We start from the raw sequence: 15,563 nt of genomic DNA on the forward strand, positions 1-15,563 counted from the left end.
TAATGTATGCTGAAAAAGGGGAGCGTCATCCTGGTTATGATTGTTTTGTGTTTAAGAGAAGTTTATATCCAAAGTTTAATTTAGGTTTGCTTTGTATTGGTGCAGTCTATTTTGATAGATGTCTTTATATAAACTTTTTATTAAATTCAGATAAGTTTGCTGAGTTTAAAGATTTATATCTTACTTTTCATTTGGGGGACGACAGACGTTGGACAAATAAGAAATTGAAAGATTATCGTCTACATAATTCTAAGGAAATAATTAAGATCATCAGAAAATATGAAGAGATTCAGCAGCTTCGTGACGATCGCTTTGCTTTTTTTGAAAGAGCTGTGGGATTAGCTGATCGCCTAGAACAAGATCAAAAGTGGTATAGCTTTATCATAAAATTGCAGCGACTGTTTAAAAATTGGTTAGTAACTTTACTAGATAATGGAAAGCGTTAAATTCACAATATTTATTGGTAATTAAAAATGTTGATATTTGGGAAATACCTCAATTTGTATGGGTATTTTCATAGTTGAGTTTCTGTGAGAACGGGAGCAAGATGCTCCCACTGGGTATACTATTATAGCAGTCAAAGGAAAGGGCACGGAAAGTTCAAAAGTTTAAAACTCAGACAACGTAATACTTTTCCTTCTTCCTTGTTCCTTCTGCGATGCAATGCACCACTACCAAATTTTATATGCTTAATAAATGATATTATATTAAACGTTATTGAGGGGTTTAGAGACCAAAAATCCCTACTTTTTATACTCACTCTAAAATTTATTTAGAAGTAAATAATTTAAAGTAAGTAGAAACTAAAAATTCTTTGATAGGAATTGCTACAAAAGTTAAAGGATTAATTGTGACAATAATTGTTCTAACGTCTGCTTTTGCTAATTTTACTATCTGTTTTGCCACCCGATCAGCAGACATAATTCCGATGGGATTAAGATTGCTTTTAAACGGACCTAATATTAATTTCCGAATGACACAGGGAGCATCTAATTTTCGTAAAGTAACTAAATCTCCAAGAGTTCTTTTTGTGAGTTCATATAGAGGACTAAATGCTGGAGAAACTTCTGCTTCTGATGTATTAACCCAGACTTCTTTACAAGCAATATCAGAATTTGTTCTTACAGTTTTGAGGAATATTTCTAACATTCGCCAGCTAGAAAAAGTATTAATTTCGTAAGATTTAGCGATCGCTTCTGCTGTTTTTTCTCCATGTACATTAATACCGTGATTTAATACTAAAATATCTACTTTTTCAAATAAATCTGCTAAATTATTTTCTTGACTTACTTGCCAATTTATGGTATTAATTTCTAAATCTTTACCATCTATATTTAAGGTAATAGTTTGATTTCCAGAAGTAAGGGCAATTACTTTTGCACCTGCTTTGTGAAGATGTAGGAGAAGCGATCGCCCTAAACTTCCAGAAGCACCCGTAACAGCAATAGTTTTACCTTTGAGAGAAAGTGCTGTTCCCATAAGTTTATCTACCAGACTCAGAGTGCCGCAAAAATAAGCATTTTGATTATCGAAGTGGTGTCGCCAATGATAAGGACGGTTGACAAACCAATTAGTTGGAGGCTCTGAGAATGCACCGGGAAGATGATTTAAGTCTGTAAGTTGGTCAGCATTAGGAATACCAATAGCACGAGCGATCGCCGGAAACAAGAAACTTAAAGTATAAACAAAACCTGCTAAAGTAGCCCAATGATAAGAAGGTATCCAGACAAAAGTTAGTGCCCAGAGAAACAGACTAAAAGTCAACATGACCAGAGATTCTGGCACATCGTGATACCAAGTAGCTTTTTGATAAATCTCTGTACTAACTGAAGTCAAGTCTGGACGGAAAACACGATGATGCCAACCGTGCCATTTATATAAAGGCGACCAAATATGAGAAACAACATGATAAATATCTCGCACCAGTTCCACAAATAATATAGAACCGAGAACCCAACAAATGTTTGCTATCCAAGGGTTGACCAGATAAAACTGCTTCATAAAACCGATATAAAACGTCATAATTAGTGATATTTTAATGTTTACTTCCTGCTTCTACCGGAACTGTCGGCAGCACTCCGTCCACAAGCATCAACGGTCAAGCCGACCGCATGTCTTGAGTGCGTCTTACATTCTGAGGAAACCTCGCCAATTAGCACTCGCTTTCTTAAATTAATTGAAGCATTCAAGTCTCGCTCAATTGATAGACTGCATTCTGGGCAATCATAAGTTCTGATGTTCAAAGGCATATCCTGTATATGACCGCAATTAGAGCAAGTCTTAGATGATGGAAAAAATCTGTCTACTACTACTAATTCACAGCCGTACCATTGACACTTGTATTCAAGCTGTCTTCTAAACTCATAAAAGCCTTGGTCTGCTATTGACTTAGCTAGCTTATGGTTGCCTAACATTCCAGATACATTTAGGTCTTCTATCACAACAATGCCGTGGTTCTTGGCTAGATATGTTGTCACTTTATGAAGTGCATCTCTACGGATATTAGCTACTCGTCTATTTTGTTTGCCTAGCTTGACTACAGCTTTGTACCAATTGCTTGAATGCTTAACTTTCTTACTCAGTTGTCGTTGTAATTTAGCTAGTTTGTTTTGCGCTTTTTTGTAAGGCAAAACACTCTTTAAGACTTCACCTGTACTTAGTGTCGCTAATGTTTTAATGCCTAAATCTACACCTACAACTTCTATAGTTTTATTATTTGCACTCGGAGTAAATTCATAACTACAGCTAAGATACCAATCGCCAGCTTGTTTGCTGATAGTTATTTTCTGAGTAGTTGCTTCACTCTTGTTCATAAGTTTTGACAATACCAATAAAAGGTAATTTGTGACTCCATCCGTTTAGTTCTATTGGTTTTCCACAATTATCTATTGTGAATGAATCAGACTTACTTTTCTTCTTAAACCGTGGGCGTTTACCTAACCCTTGTTTGCGAAGCATTCCGAAGGAAAAAAACCTTTTAAATGCTTCACCCAAGTTAATAAAAGCATATTGATAAACTTTAGATGAGAGATTTTTCATCCAGGGGTAGAGGGGTTTGGTGTGATTAGTAAAAACCTCTCTGAGTTTACGAGGGTTGGGCTTGTAACCATCTGTGTAAGCAGCATTCCACAAACTTAAACCCCAGTTATAGCACCATCGAGAGTAGCCCGCGTGTTGAGCAAAGAGCGTTTTCTGCTTATTATTTAATTTGAGTTTGGTTCTAATGGATTTCATATATGGGTGAGTGCAACCTGTCTAAAAGTATGGTTCAGTGCGTATTATATCATTACTCTTTGATTAAGTCAATGCTCCATAAACCTCACTATCAAATATGTTATACAAATATACTTTAAACTAACACTAGAAGTATTGCTTTTCTGACAGGAAGTCTAAAGTTATATCATGTCCGGTTGAATAGTTATAAAAAGCGACGGAGGAGTCAGGAGTCAGCAGAGAAGAAAGAAGAAGGAAGAATGAGGAATTTTTTTTCATAAAAAAAGCACTACGTCTTTTGGTTAAAACAATTATTTAGTTGTAAGGTAACAGGGAACAGGGAGAAATAATTGATAATTTTTTGATTTTTGATGATCACGCCTATGTCTATTTAGCCGGACATAATACTATAGGAGTCTAAGGAAAGAGCGCGGACAGATCAAAAGCTGAAAACTCAGACAAGGTAAGATTTTTCCTTCTTCCCTCTTCCCTCTTCCCTCTTCCTTCTTCCTTCTTCCTTCTGCTATACTATTTTCCTTTATTAGCAAAATAAGCATCAAAAATAGCTTTAGCAATTGGTGCCGCACCTACCGAACCGTAACCACCCTCCTCAACTGCAATTGCTACAGCGATTTCAGGATTATAAGCAGGTGCAAACCCAATATACATCGCATTATCTGCCTGTCCAGGAAGTTCCACCGTGCCAGTCTTGCCCCCAGATAGTGGGATAGTACCATCATTCAAACTCCGACCAGTACCCTTCCTCACCACATCAATTAATCCTTCGCGTACTGTATTAATAGTTGAAGGTTTCAGACCAGTTTTGACTGATTTAGTAGCCGCAGTCCCAGTTTGAGATGCCAATAAATGAGGTTGTACTCGATACCCACCATTAGCGATCGTGCTGACCATCACTGATGATTCTAAAGGAGTTACCAACACCAAACCTTGACCTATACCCATAGTCACAATATCAGCAATATGCCAAGGTTCTCCATAAATCTCTTCTTTTTGTTTAGGAGTGGGGATCTGACCATGATTACCATCTATCCCCAATAGTTTTAAGTCAATACTGCCACCAATACCTAACTCTCGCCCCCACTTAGAAATTGCTTCCGGGCCAATATTCACAGCCATTTGATAGAAAAATGTATTGCTACTGTAAGCTAAAGCATCCCTGAAACCAATTAACCCATAACCTCCACTATGTTCATTAAAAGTGATGCCACCAATAGTGACAGCATTATAAGTTCTCACTCTAGAATTAGGAGAATACTTACCAGACTGTAGTCCGGCAACAGAAGTAACAGGTTTGAAAGTGCTTCCTGGGGGATAACCCTGGAGGGCACGATTCAAAAAAGGCTTACTTGCACCTTGCAGACGTTGCCATTCTGAGGTTGTCATCTTACCAGCAAATAGGCTAGGGTCAAATGTAGGCCCGCTTGCCATTGCTAAGATTTCCCCTGTTTTGGGATTGATGGCAACTGCAGCACCCCGGCGGTTTCCGAGGGCTTTTTCTGCTGCTTTTTGAATATCAAGATCGATAGTTAATTTCACTGATTTGCCTGAAGTCGGATTTTGGACTCCCAGTTCCTGGATTTCGCTACCTTTAGCGTCAACTTCAATCAAACGATTACCCCAAACTCCCTGCAACGTAGAATTTTCGGTACTTTCTATCCCCATTTTACCAACGATCATTCCCATTGGGTATTCGGGGTTAGATATCAATTCTTCTTTGGTTGCTTCGCCAGTGTATCCAATCAGATGAGCTGCTAAATTGCCATTAGGATAGTGGCGAATATTTTCGGTACGCACTTCTAGTCCTCGTGTTTCACCAGCTTTTTCTGCTAATGCTATGAAGGTAGTGGGATTGAGATTAGAAATAATTCTGACTGCTAGGGGTGAATTATAGCCAACCTCTTCTAACTTGTTGATAATATCGCTGGCGGAAATGTTTAAAATTGAACTTAATTCGGTTGCAACTTCTGACCACTCTGTAGGTGAGTATTCTTGAGGCCACAAATATACGGAGCGAGAGAGCTGGTTACCCGCTAAGATTTTACCTTTACGGTCATAAATTGTGCCACGACTCGCTGCTACTGGCACTAGACGAATGCGGTTGTTTTCTGCACGTTCCCGGTTATACTCTCCCTGAATTAATTGTAGTTGTACTACACGATAAGCATTGATACCAATTAAGCTGGTAATTATTAGCATCATTGTTAATGCTTGCACCAAGCGACTACGTTTCGATACAATTTGTTGCGCAGCATTTCTGGCAACGTAAGGAAATTTAAAATATAAACTAATATCTTGAGCCATTATTATTGCATAAGTGTTTCATCTTGTTTATTTTTCTTTACACCCTGCTTTTCGTCCGGAATATTAACCACTTTTAGTAGATGTATGTTTAAATATTGTGGTTAATTATTATTTATTCAATTGTATCTTTTGGGGTTATAGTTCGTAGTATATCTCACCACATTTTACTATGAGTTAAAAATGAATAGTTATAGCAGTTGCCATTACTACATTTGACCGATAAATTGTGGGTATGCGCCTCCCCTTTTAAGGGGATAAAAAAAGAGAATTCCCTATTTCAAGCCTCCTTATTGCAGAGGTAATGTTAACCCCGCATTTCTCACAAATAATGCGGTCTCCAACCCCATAAGACTTACGGGATAATGGTTTGAACATAGCGATATATAGCGCTGTGCGCAGGCAAAAGCTCCGGAAAGCAACAGCTCCGGAAGGGGGAATAAATTGCCGATAACATAAGACTTTTAGCTCTTTGGCCTCTCCTGCAATTTGTAAATATACCAGCGCTCATTGCTATAGCTGCCGCACTTGCTCCCTCCGCCAACGCCAATTAGAGAAAACCACAGTGTGTTGTTCTTTCTAGACTTTAGAACCCAATTGATTAGACTGTGGAAAAAGTAGAAATTAACCGCGATTTTTTCAAGAAAAATTAATTAATTTGTTCCTCAATCAAGAGTTGAATAAAATCACAAAACTTGCTATAATAAATTCCTAATAATTAGCCAAATTATACTCAGTTTATGACTCCAAGTTTTAGTCAGAAAATCAATGTAACCAATTCAGACTTTGGTTGTGATCTTTTTGTGATGTTTTGATGCCAGCTTTTCCCCATCATTGTTTAAGTAAAACTTCTTTTGCCAAGGCTACAGTAGGAACAATTCGTCTTAATTTCCTGAAGTTAGGAGCCAGGATTACTGGGGCCTGTCAGAGGAATTTTAATCGCTATTGCTAGTTCTTGTCCCTCTCAAGATATTTTGGCCATAGCTTACTCTAGGATTCAAGGGATTCAAGATACAAGTTAAGGTTTTTGTCCTTGCTTGATCACTAAATAATTCTGGAAATGACTAATAATAAATATAGTCTATTTTAGGGTGCAAAGTTTTGTGAATCAACTCAATTCAATCAGATAATTTATCAAGTTTTTGAGGATTTTTCTGAAAAAAAAGCCTCAGAACTTTCAAAATTTCTCTTGTTGGGAAAAACCACAAGTTTCAATTTGTTAATCGGGTTCTTAAATCAGTTTGTGAGAAATACAGGTAACGCAGTTCCTCCGGAGGAGGCTAACTGATAACTGAAATGACATATCAAAAGCTTAAAACTCAGACAACGCAAGATTTTTCTTACTTATTTCTTAATTCTTCCTTCTGCTATACAAAAAAGTTAGAGGAAAGACAGCAGAAGGAATCAAAGATATTTTTACTTTGCTAAAGAGTTGAGAGTAACTATGCCTCTTGGAGCAGAAAGCAATATTAGATTTGGATAGCATCAGTATTATTAAATATTGAGGAATAAGAGTCATAAATAATTAGCATATTCAGCTAATTTAAGAAATCATCTCCATTTTGTAAGCTTTGACTTTACTATCAATTCCTGTAATATCTGTCCCGACAACAACAGCATTAGCTCCTAAATTCATAGCTTTTTTTGCCATTGTGGGAGAAGCAATACCTCCTTCACAAATTGCTGGTACTTCTAAGTTTTCTACCATCTGTTTTAACAGCTCAAAACCAGGAGGAGATTTTGTAATTGTTTGCTCAGTATAACCATACAGAGTAGTGGCAACAAAATCCGCACCTTTTTCTACTGCTAGTTGTGCTGCTTCTATAGTATCTACATCGGCCATTACTGGTTTTCCTAATTTATTATGAATACGAGTAATTAATTTTGCTAAAGTTTCTCCTCCTGGACGTTTTCTAGCAGTAGCATCAACAGCAATAATATCTGCTCCTGCTTCGGCGATCGCTTCTGCATCTGAAAATTGGGGCGTAATATAAACTTCAAATCCTGGTATTTGTTGCTTCCACAAACCAATAATTGGTTGAGTAATTCTCTGTCGCACTGCTCGAATATGGGATGGGGTATCTATTCTCACTGCTGAAGCTCCCTGATTTATAGATGCTTGTGCCATAGCTGCAATAACTTCTGGATGATGTAAAGGGGAGTCAGTAGGAGCTTGACAAGAAACGATTAAACTTTGTGGTAATGATATATCGCAGTATTTATTAGTCATGGTTAAATAATTATTTTTTATCAAAATAACATGGGTCTAAAACCCCGCCTTTTAAGGCGATCGGGTTTTTGGAGCGGGGCTTAATATCATGTTCGGACGGGTCAGTTATAAATAAAATTTAATGACTGACAGTATCGACAGTGCCAAAGAAATACTGACCTCCTGACTCGGTCTTCCTGACTCCTGACTCCTCTAAAATCATCCTGCATTTATGTAACGCTTATTATTTAGTCAGCAAATTTATCATTTTACTCAATAAATATTCGAGATTAATTGGTTTAGTCAAACATTCATCAGCACCAACAGTATAACAATATTCTATATCTATTTGTGTATCAAAAGTAGTTAATGCCAGAATTTTTGGATTTTCACTACTATTTGTTGTGCGTAACTGCTGGATAATTTCTACACCATCCATTCCTGGTAATTGCATATCTACAATTACAGCAACAGGTTGCAACAAAATAGTTTGCTCCACTGCTGTAGAACCTTCTATTATCCATACAACTTTTAATCCTGCTGCTGTCAAAATATCACAAATTACTGTGGCAACATCTTCTTCTTGCTCAATCAATACTACGCTACCTTGCAAGGATAAAATATTAGGTGAATTTTCTTCTTTTTGTTTTAATTCTTCATTTTTTAATGTTAGGGGTTGTGCTGGTAATTTCACTGTAAAAGTAGAGCCAAAATCAATAGCAGATTCTACTTCAACAATTCCACCATGAAGTTCTACTAATTGTTTTGTTAAAGCCAGACCTAAGCCTGTACCACTTTGCTGACGATTATAAGGAGAATCTAGTTGTTGAAATTTCTTAAATAATAATGGTTTTTGCTCTTCAGAAATTCCTATACCAGTATCTTCTACTTGAAAAGTTACTGTATTTTTGTCTCTGATAACTTTAAGTATGACACTCCCCCCACTAGGAGTAAATTTAATTCCATTACTGAGAAGATTAAAGAGAATTTGTTTAACTCGCCTTTGGTCGGCAGTAAATAGATCTAGTTGTGGATTTATTGTTTGTTCTAAAGTTAATTTTACTTCGTTTTTTTCTGCTTTTTCTCTAAAAGTTTGCCAAATTTCATAACTTAATTTAGAGAGAGAAAAATCACCGATATTTAAAACTGCTTTGCCCGCTTCTACTTGAGATAAATCAAGAATATCATTGATTAATTCTAGGAGATGTTCGCCACTATCATGGATTATTTGTAAATAATCTCTTTGCTTTTGTATTGGTATTGTTTTAGCTCCTCTATTGCCATAAGACCAGCGTAAAAGAGTTGAAGAAATACCAATAACACAAGTGAGAGGAGTGCGTAATTCATGGCTCATTGTGGCCAAAAATTCACTCTTAGTACGATTAGCTGATTCTGCTGCTTGTAGAGCATCATAAAGGTCTTGAGTCCGCCTAGCTACTTGCTTTTCTAAAGTTTGTTTTTGCTTTTGCAATTCTTCATATAATTGAGCTTGGTAAATAGCGATCGCTAAGTGTTCTGCTATTTCTTTGAGAAATATTTTTTCATTATCTTGCCACTCTCGAATCGAACAGTGATGGGCAATTAATAATCCCCATAATTGTCGATTGACTATAATTGATACTACTAATTTAGCTTTGACTTGATGTTGTTGCATCAATTCTACTAAACAAGGAAATTTACCATAAACTACTTCTGTATCAGCTATAGCACGAACAAATGTTTTACTATATTTCACGATCGAGTTATGGGGAGGAAAAAAGCAGTTTTCTCCTTCACTTAAACCTAATACTGAAGAAATTGTTTCGGATGCTAATGCTTCATATTTAACAGTACCTTTTCTTTGATTCTCTGTTGTAATATTATTTTTTTTATTTGTTAATGATAAGGAAGAATTAAATTGATAAATTAATAATCTATCAACTTTAATCAATTTTTGAACCTGCTCTACAGTCGTTGATAAAATTTCTGGTAGTTCTAAACTTTGACGAATTTTAGTTGTGACTTGATTCAGAAGTATCTCTTGTTCTAGCTGTTGGTTTAGAGCTTGCTCAATAGGTTTACATACTAATGGATATTGTTGATTATTCAGTATTGAATCCGGTCTTGATAATCCATGAATACCAACTATTGAATCATTTATTGACAGTAAATTTGATGTCTGAGAATAAGATTTTTTTTTCTTGATTTTTTGACTACTTGTTTGCTCTAAAATAGAATCTATATTTTCATCAGAAGTCAATAATTTTAGTAATTTCAAGGTAAATTCATCCTGGATATTTGGATTATTGACTTTAAGGTTATTTATTTGAGATTTAATTTGAGAGATGAGCGCTGAGTTACTATTGTCTTCTTCTATAATATTAAAAATCTGGTATACAAAAAGTGTGATTGTCTCTGGGTCAAAAGTTAAACCTACATTAAATTTTAAATTTCCCACATTTTCCCTTGAAAAAGGAAAGGTAAAAGAGTTAGATTGTAAATTATGATCTTTTTGTCGGTCTTCTATCTTCTGACTTTGATTATCTGATGACTCCTTGACTATTGTGCCCCACAAAAGTCCATTAAACTCCTCTGAAATGACTACTGTAAATTTTAGGTCTGGGAATTTATGAGATTGAGTGGTGGCAAGTATATCTTCCGTCATTAATATGGTCTTCAAACCTTGAGTTGTTTGTTGCAATAGCTGACTTAAAAGCTCAAGGGTATTTAAAGGTAAAATTAAGTTTGGTTTTGCAGGTGGAAACTGGGCATCCCCGGTGATTTTGGATAAAATGGCCATAAGAATATTCCGGACCAGGACAAAGAGTATTGCTTATGTAATTATTAAGCTTTTTTTTAGATTTTAGATTATTTAATCTAACTGTAAATTTATCCAAGTTAACATATTCTCATAGCATATTTTTTCATACTGCTTATTCTTCATTATTTTCAATGACCAACCTAGTTCAGCTTACACTCTATTCCACTGTTGGAAACTTACCCTTCCACGATTTTCAAGTTAATACTACTACTTTAGGAAAAAAAGTAGCAGAAAAATTTCGACAACAACCAGAATTACCAGGAGTTATCATTACTAAAAGTACAAAAATGTTGGGTATGATTTCACAAGTCAGATTCTTAGAGTATATGAAATTCCCAGGAAATAAAGACTTTTATTCTAGGCAACCTGTTAGTGAATTGTTAGATTTTCTTAGCACTCCTCCTTTAGTTCTTTCTGAAAATTTTCAAATTAATGCGGCAGTACTAACTGCCCTAAATAGACCAAAAAATTATATTTACGAACCAATAATTATAGTGTTGTCGAATGGCAATTTAAGATTGATAGATTTACATGATTTACTATTAGCACAATCGGAAATATTAGTAAAGGCGTATAAAATGATTCAAGATCAAACAGAGAAATATCAATCAGAAATTTCCGAATTATTTCCTCAATACGAGGATAATGATGATGAACCTACTGGTTTGCTGTTAGAATCAAAATCTCTGATCGACTAAATTAAAAACAAACTCAAACAGTGAGATAATAAGTCAAACTAACTGATAGAAAAAAAGCTGATTTTTGATCTATTATTTCGATATTGTCTAATTGTTTCCAACAAATTTCTTAGGTGGTAGATGGTAGGTCTAAATTCAAGTGATAACACTGGAAACAGAGCATAAATTTGGGATATTCCTTGTCGCTTCAATAGAACATTTTTATGATACTTAATCATCCGGATATGGTATAACTTAAAACAAATTTAATCTGTGTTCAACATTTAGTATTGTAATCCTTAAAGCGGTTGTGTAGATAATATCTGGAAATTAGGAAAAAGGGAAGATTTAACTAGGAACAGTGGTGAGTTTTTTATAAATTATGCACGATTGATATAATATTCAGATTATTTACAATAGTCTATCAATGCAGTAAACTAAACCAAGATATAAGCTATTTTGCATTTAAACCATATATCTAAATTTGTGCCAAAAGGAACTCTTAACAGTGGTGCGACCCCGCGTCTGTAGCAGAGGCAAGGGAATGGGCGCTCCTGTGAAGGAATATAGAATTTAAATTATTCTTAGCTTAATCAGGAATGAAGAGTTACTAAATCATCAGAATTTGTGGAAGATAGCTCTTAATAAATTATAATTTAAGCATCATGGTAAACTATACTCTAAACTCCGAATTAGTAGTCTGAATACTTTTAATAATAAATATCTATATCTATAAGTTTAAATTTAGGAGAAATACAATGAAGTTACCAACTTTTCTAATAATAGGAGTACAGAAGGCAGGAACTACATCGGTCTATGGATATTTAAAGGAACATCCCCAGGTGTATATGAGTCCCATTAAGGAAACAAATTTTTTCGCTACAGATTGGGAAAACAATACAGAAAAAAAACCAGATACAGGAACAAGAAAAAGAATTAATAGCTGGGAAAGATACTGTGAACTTTTTATGAATGTAAAAGATGAGATTGCTATAGGAGAAGCATCTCCTAACTATCTTGTTAACTATGAAACTTCATCGGAAATGATTCAACGTTATGTTCCTAACGTGAAAATGATTGCTATATTGAGAAATCCTGTGGACAGAGCTTATTCTGATTATTTAATGCACCTTCGTGATGGGATAAATGTGGGAAAAGTTAGGTCTCTAAGCGAACAAGTTAAATTTCGGGCAGATAGTTCTTCAACAATCAAGAAAGGATTATATTATTCTCCTATCAAACATTATTTAGATACTTTTGACCGAGAAAAATTAAAAATTATTCTCCATGATGATTTAACTAAAGATTCTTTAACGGTGATGCAAGAAATTTATAGATTTATTGGGGTAGATGATACATTTAATCCTGATACTTCAAAGCGTAGTCAAAGTGCGGCTGTACCTAAGAATCAAACATTGAATAATTTATTGCAAACAAAAAATCCAGTAAGGAAAGCTATTTCATCAACCCTCAAAGTATTAATGCCTTTAGAAATGCGGCAGAAATTACGCTCTAATATAATTAAGTTAAATTCAGCAGGAAAAGAACTCAAACCTCTTTCTTCAGAAGAGCGTCAAGTATTAACTGAATTTTACCGTGAAGATATTCTCAAGTTACAAGATTTGATTGACAGAGACCTTTCATCTTGGTTGGAATAGCGCTGCGCGCAGGCAACAGGCAACAGGCAACAGGCAATAGGGAGAGTAAAAAACTGATAATATAAGACTTTTAGCTATTGGACAATTCTTGCAATTTGTACATAAGCCAGCGCACATTGCTATATAGCAGGGAATAGGGAATAGGGAACAGGGTGAAAACTACAACGTCTTAGTTTTTCTGCTGTTATAGCTTTTGTTATGGTGAAAAACCAGGCACTCAAAATTACAACGTCTTAGTTTTGCCATCTATTAGATGTTGTTGCCTCTACAAATCAGACACTCAGAAACTACAACGTCTTAGTTTTGCCATCTGTGTAGATGTTGTTACCTCTAGAAATGAGGCACTCATAACTGCAACGTCTTAGTTTTTCCATCTATTAGATGTTGTTACCTCTAGAAATCAGGCACTGAAAACTATAACGTCTTAGTTTTGCCATCTGTGTAGATGTTGTTACCTCTAAAAATGAGGCACTCATAACTGCAACGTCTTAGTTTTGCCATCTCGTAGATGTTGTTGCCTCTAGAAATCAGGCACTCAAAACTACAACGTCTTAGTTTTGCCATCTAGTAGCTTTTGTTGCCTCTACAAATCAGGCACTGAAAACTATAACGTCTTAGTTTTGCCATCTGTGTAGATGTTGTTACCTCTAAAAATGAGGCACTCATAACTGCAACGTCTTAGTTTTGCCATCTGTGTAGATGTTGTTACCTCTAGAAATCAGACACTCAAAACTACAACGTCTTAGTTTTGCCATCTAGTAGCTTTTGTTGCCTCTACAAATCAGGCACTGAAAACTATAACGTCTTAGTTTTGCCATCTAGTCAGTAGGTTGTTGCCTCTAGAAACCAGGCACTGAAAACTATAACGTCTTAGTTTTGCCATCTAGTCAGTAGGTTGTTGCCTCTAGAAATCAGACACTCAAAACTACAACGTCTTAGTTTTGCCATCTAGTTAGCAGGTTGTTGCCTCTAGAAATCAGACACTCAAAACTACAACGTCTTAGTTTTTCCATCTATTAGATTAGATATTGTTGCCTCTAGAAATCAGACACTCAAAACTACAACGTCTTAGTTTTGCCATCTAGTCAGTAGGTTGTTGCCCCTAGAAATCAGACACTCAAAACTACAACGTCTTAGTTTTGCCATCTAGTCAGTAGGTTGTTGCCCCTAGAAATCAGACACTCAAAACTACAACGTCTTAGTTTTGCCATCTAGTCAGTAGGTTGTTGCCTCTAGAAATCAGACACTCAAAACTACAACGTCTTAGTTTTGCCATCTAGTTAGCAGGTTGCCCCGAGAAACCAGGTACTCAAAACTACAACGTCTTAGTTTTTCCATCTAAGAACTATTATATGATTTTTACTTAAAGAAATATTCTAGCACGTTGCTGAAATACTGAGAAAATTTTTGAGGCAAAACATCGGGTGGTTATGTATAAGCATTTTTTGTAAATTGGGTTGAAGTAAGAAAGTTCTGATGGTTATGGAAAATCAATGTTTGTATTTGTAGGTATTACAATGATTGTAAAAATTATTTTATTGAGTTATGACTTATCCTAGAAGAAAGAATAAGAATTATATACCAGCACATTTTCGAGAAAGAATACAAGTAGCTAAGGATAATAAACTTAAGGAATTAGATTTAAGTAACAATTTTTCTAGCAGAGATTATAATAGATTAACCGAGATTCCTACTACAGTTTGGGACTTAGAGCAGCTAGAGTCATTAATTTTAATTGGGAATCAGTTAAAAATCTCAAGGCTAATAACTAAACTTGCCAGTTTAACTTACCTTAATTTAAGTGAAAACCAACTAATAAGTCTGCCAGAATCAATAACTCAGCTTACTAATTTAACGGCTCTTTATTTAGGTGGAAACCAATTAACAAATCTGCCAAAATCAATAACTAAGCTTACTAATTTAGCTGAACTTTATTTAGGTGGAAACCAATTAACAAGTATTTCAGAGTCAGTAACTCAACTTACTAATTTATCTGAACTTTATTTAGGTAATAATCAATTAACATATCTTCCAGAATCAATTGGTGAATTTACGAATTTAACTATTCTTGATTTAGGTAGTAATCAATTGGAAACTCTCCCAGAATCAATTGGTAAACTTACCAACTTAACTCACCTCGATCTTAAAGGGAATCAATTGACAACTCTCCCAGAATCAATTGGTAAGCTTACTAACTTAAATCACCTCGATCTTAAAGGGAATCAATTGACAACTCTCCCAGAATCAATTGGTAAGTTTACTAACTTAAATCACCTCGATCTTAAAGGGAATCAATTGACAACTCTCCCAGAATCAATTGGTAAACTTACCAACTTAACTCACATTAATTTAGGCTTTAATAATATTAAAAATCTTCCCAAATCCATCACTAAACTCACCAATTTAAATCATCTTAATTTAAGAGGCAATCCCTTAGAAACTCCACCAATAGAAATTGCTGAAAAAGGGATAAAAGCAATTAGAGAATTTTTCCGACAAGAAGAAGAAGAAGGAACAGATTATCTCTATGAAGCAAAATTACTAATTATTGGAGAAGGTGGCGCTGGTAAAACTACTCTAGCTAATAAAATTCAAAACCCAGACTATCAACTACAAGATGAAGATTCCACAAAAGGAATTGAAGTTTATCAGTGGAATTCTCCTACAACAAATCAACATAACTTTCA

The 15,563-nt window shown here is 35.2% G+C and carries 9 protein-coding genes and 2 pseudogenes; 5 read left to right on the top strand and 6 right to left on the bottom strand.

All coding sequences use genetic code 11. The annotated features are described in order from the left end of the window. Positions 1–2: 2 nt before the first annotated feature. Complete coding sequence (locus F6K23_RS29595) at positions 3–446, top strand: hypothetical protein (RefSeq protein ID WP_293162452.1); 444 nt, start codon at positions 3–5, stop codon at positions 444–446. 322 nt (positions 447–768) lie between these two features. Here the strand turns inward: F6K23_RS29595 and F6K23_RS29600 are convergent, their stop codons facing one another. The 3 genes and pseudogenes from F6K23_RS29600 to mrdA all read right to left on the bottom strand — a co-directional run bounded on the left by F6K23_RS29600 (position 769) and on the right by mrdA (position 5,535). Continuing rightward, the gene (locus F6K23_RS29600; protein WP_375340798.1) at positions 769–2,022 is read right to left on the bottom strand and encodes a bifunctional sterol desaturase/short chain dehydrogenase; all 1,254 of its coding nucleotides are present in this window, start codon (positions 2,020–2,022) and stop codon (positions 769–771) included. Positions 2,023–2,042: 20 nt separating this feature from the next. Continuing rightward, positions 2,043–3,234: pseudogene (locus F6K23_RS29605) on the bottom strand (RNA-guided endonuclease InsQ/TnpB family protein). A 507-nt stretch (positions 3,235–3,741) separates the two neighbouring features. Continuing rightward, a complete protein-coding gene (mrdA, locus tag F6K23_RS29610) occupies positions 3,742–5,535 on the bottom strand; it encodes a penicillin-binding protein 2 (RefSeq protein WP_293162455.1) in 1,794 nt (597 codons plus the stop codon). 763 nt (positions 5,536–6,298) lie between these two features. On the opposite strand from mrdA, the pseudogene F6K23_RS29615 reads away from it, so the two are divergent. After that, a pseudogene (locus F6K23_RS29615) lies at positions 6,299–6,554 on the top strand (transposase); the annotation flags it as partial. A gap of 521 nt (positions 6,555–7,075) precedes the next feature. Here F6K23_RS29615 and F6K23_RS29620 read toward each other — a convergent pair. Both F6K23_RS29620 and F6K23_RS29625 read right to left on the bottom strand, forming a co-directional pair. Beyond that, the gene (locus F6K23_RS29620) at positions 7,076–7,762 is read right to left on the bottom strand and encodes an N-acetylmannosamine-6-phosphate 2-epimerase (protein WP_293162458.1); all 687 of its coding nucleotides are present in this window, start codon (positions 7,760–7,762) and stop codon (positions 7,076–7,078) included. 223 nt (positions 7,763–7,985) lie between these two features. Then, on the bottom strand, positions 7,986–10,520 hold the full coding sequence (locus F6K23_RS29625; protein ID WP_293162461.1) for a GAF domain-containing hybrid sensor histidine kinase/response regulator: 2,535 nt from the start codon (positions 10,518–10,520) through the stop codon (positions 7,986–7,988). A gap of 152 nt (positions 10,521–10,672) precedes the next feature. Here F6K23_RS29625 and F6K23_RS29630 point away from each other — a divergent pair, with 152 nt between their 5' ends. Beyond that, positions 10,673–11,239 carry a hypothetical protein gene (locus tag F6K23_RS29630; RefSeq protein WP_293162464.1) on the top strand — a complete coding sequence of 189 codons (567 nt, stop codon included), beginning with the start codon at positions 10,673–10,675 and terminating at the stop codon, positions 11,237–11,239. Positions 11,240–11,976: 737 nt separating this feature from the next. Next, a complete protein-coding gene (locus F6K23_RS29635) occupies positions 11,977–12,876 on the top strand; it encodes a sulfotransferase (protein WP_293162467.1) in 900 nt (299 codons plus the stop codon). Positions 12,877–13,290: 414 nt separating this feature from the next. Here the strand turns inward: F6K23_RS29635 and F6K23_RS29640 are convergent, their stop codons facing one another. Then, on the bottom strand, positions 13,291–13,440 hold the full coding sequence (locus F6K23_RS29640; RefSeq protein ID WP_293162469.1) for a hypothetical protein: 150 nt from the start codon (positions 13,438–13,440) through the stop codon (positions 13,291–13,293). A 981-nt stretch (positions 13,441–14,421) separates the two neighbouring features. On the opposite strand from F6K23_RS29640, the gene F6K23_RS29645 reads away from it, so the two are divergent. Continuing rightward, positions 14,422–15,563: leucine-rich repeat domain-containing protein (locus F6K23_RS29645; protein ID WP_293162472.1), on the top strand; the 1,142-nt coding region annotated here is incomplete at its 3' end.

It is taken from the genome of Okeania sp. SIO2C9 (assembly GCF_010672455.1).
Taxonomy (GTDB): domain Bacteria; phylum Cyanobacteriota; class Cyanobacteriia; order Cyanobacteriales; family Microcoleaceae; genus Okeania.

What these genes read in the sequence shown, in the direction of transcription:
- F6K23_RS29595 (WP_293162452.1), top strand. Translation starts at nt 3, where the DNA reads ATGTATGCTGAAAAAGGGGAGCGTCATCCTGGTTATGATTGTTTTGTG.
- mrdA (WP_293162455.1), bottom strand. Translation starts at nt 5,535, where the DNA reads ATGGCTCAAGATATTAGTTTATATTTTAAATTTCCTTACGTTGCCAGA.
- F6K23_RS29630 (WP_293162464.1), top strand. Translation starts at nt 10,673, where the DNA reads ATGACCAACCTAGTTCAGCTTACACTCTATTCCACTGTTGGAAACTTA.
- F6K23_RS29635 (WP_293162467.1), top strand. Translation starts at nt 11,977, where the DNA reads ATGAAGTTACCAACTTTTCTAATAATAGGAGTACAGAAGGCAGGAACT.
- F6K23_RS29640 (WP_293162469.1), bottom strand. Translation starts at nt 13,440, where the DNA reads ATGGCAAAACTAAGACGTTGTAGTTTTGAGTGCCTGATTTCTAGAGGC.
- F6K23_RS29620 (WP_293162458.1), bottom strand. Translation starts at nt 7,762, where the DNA reads ATGACTAATAAATACTGCGATATATCATTACCACAAAGTTTAATCGTT.
- F6K23_RS29625 (WP_293162461.1), bottom strand. Translation starts at nt 10,520, where the DNA reads ATGGCCATTTTATCCAAAATCACCGGGGATGCCCAGTTTCCACCTGCA.
- F6K23_RS29600 (WP_375340798.1), bottom strand. Translation starts at nt 2,022, where the DNA reads ATGACGTTTTATATCGGTTTTATGAAGCAGTTTTATCTGGTCAACCCT.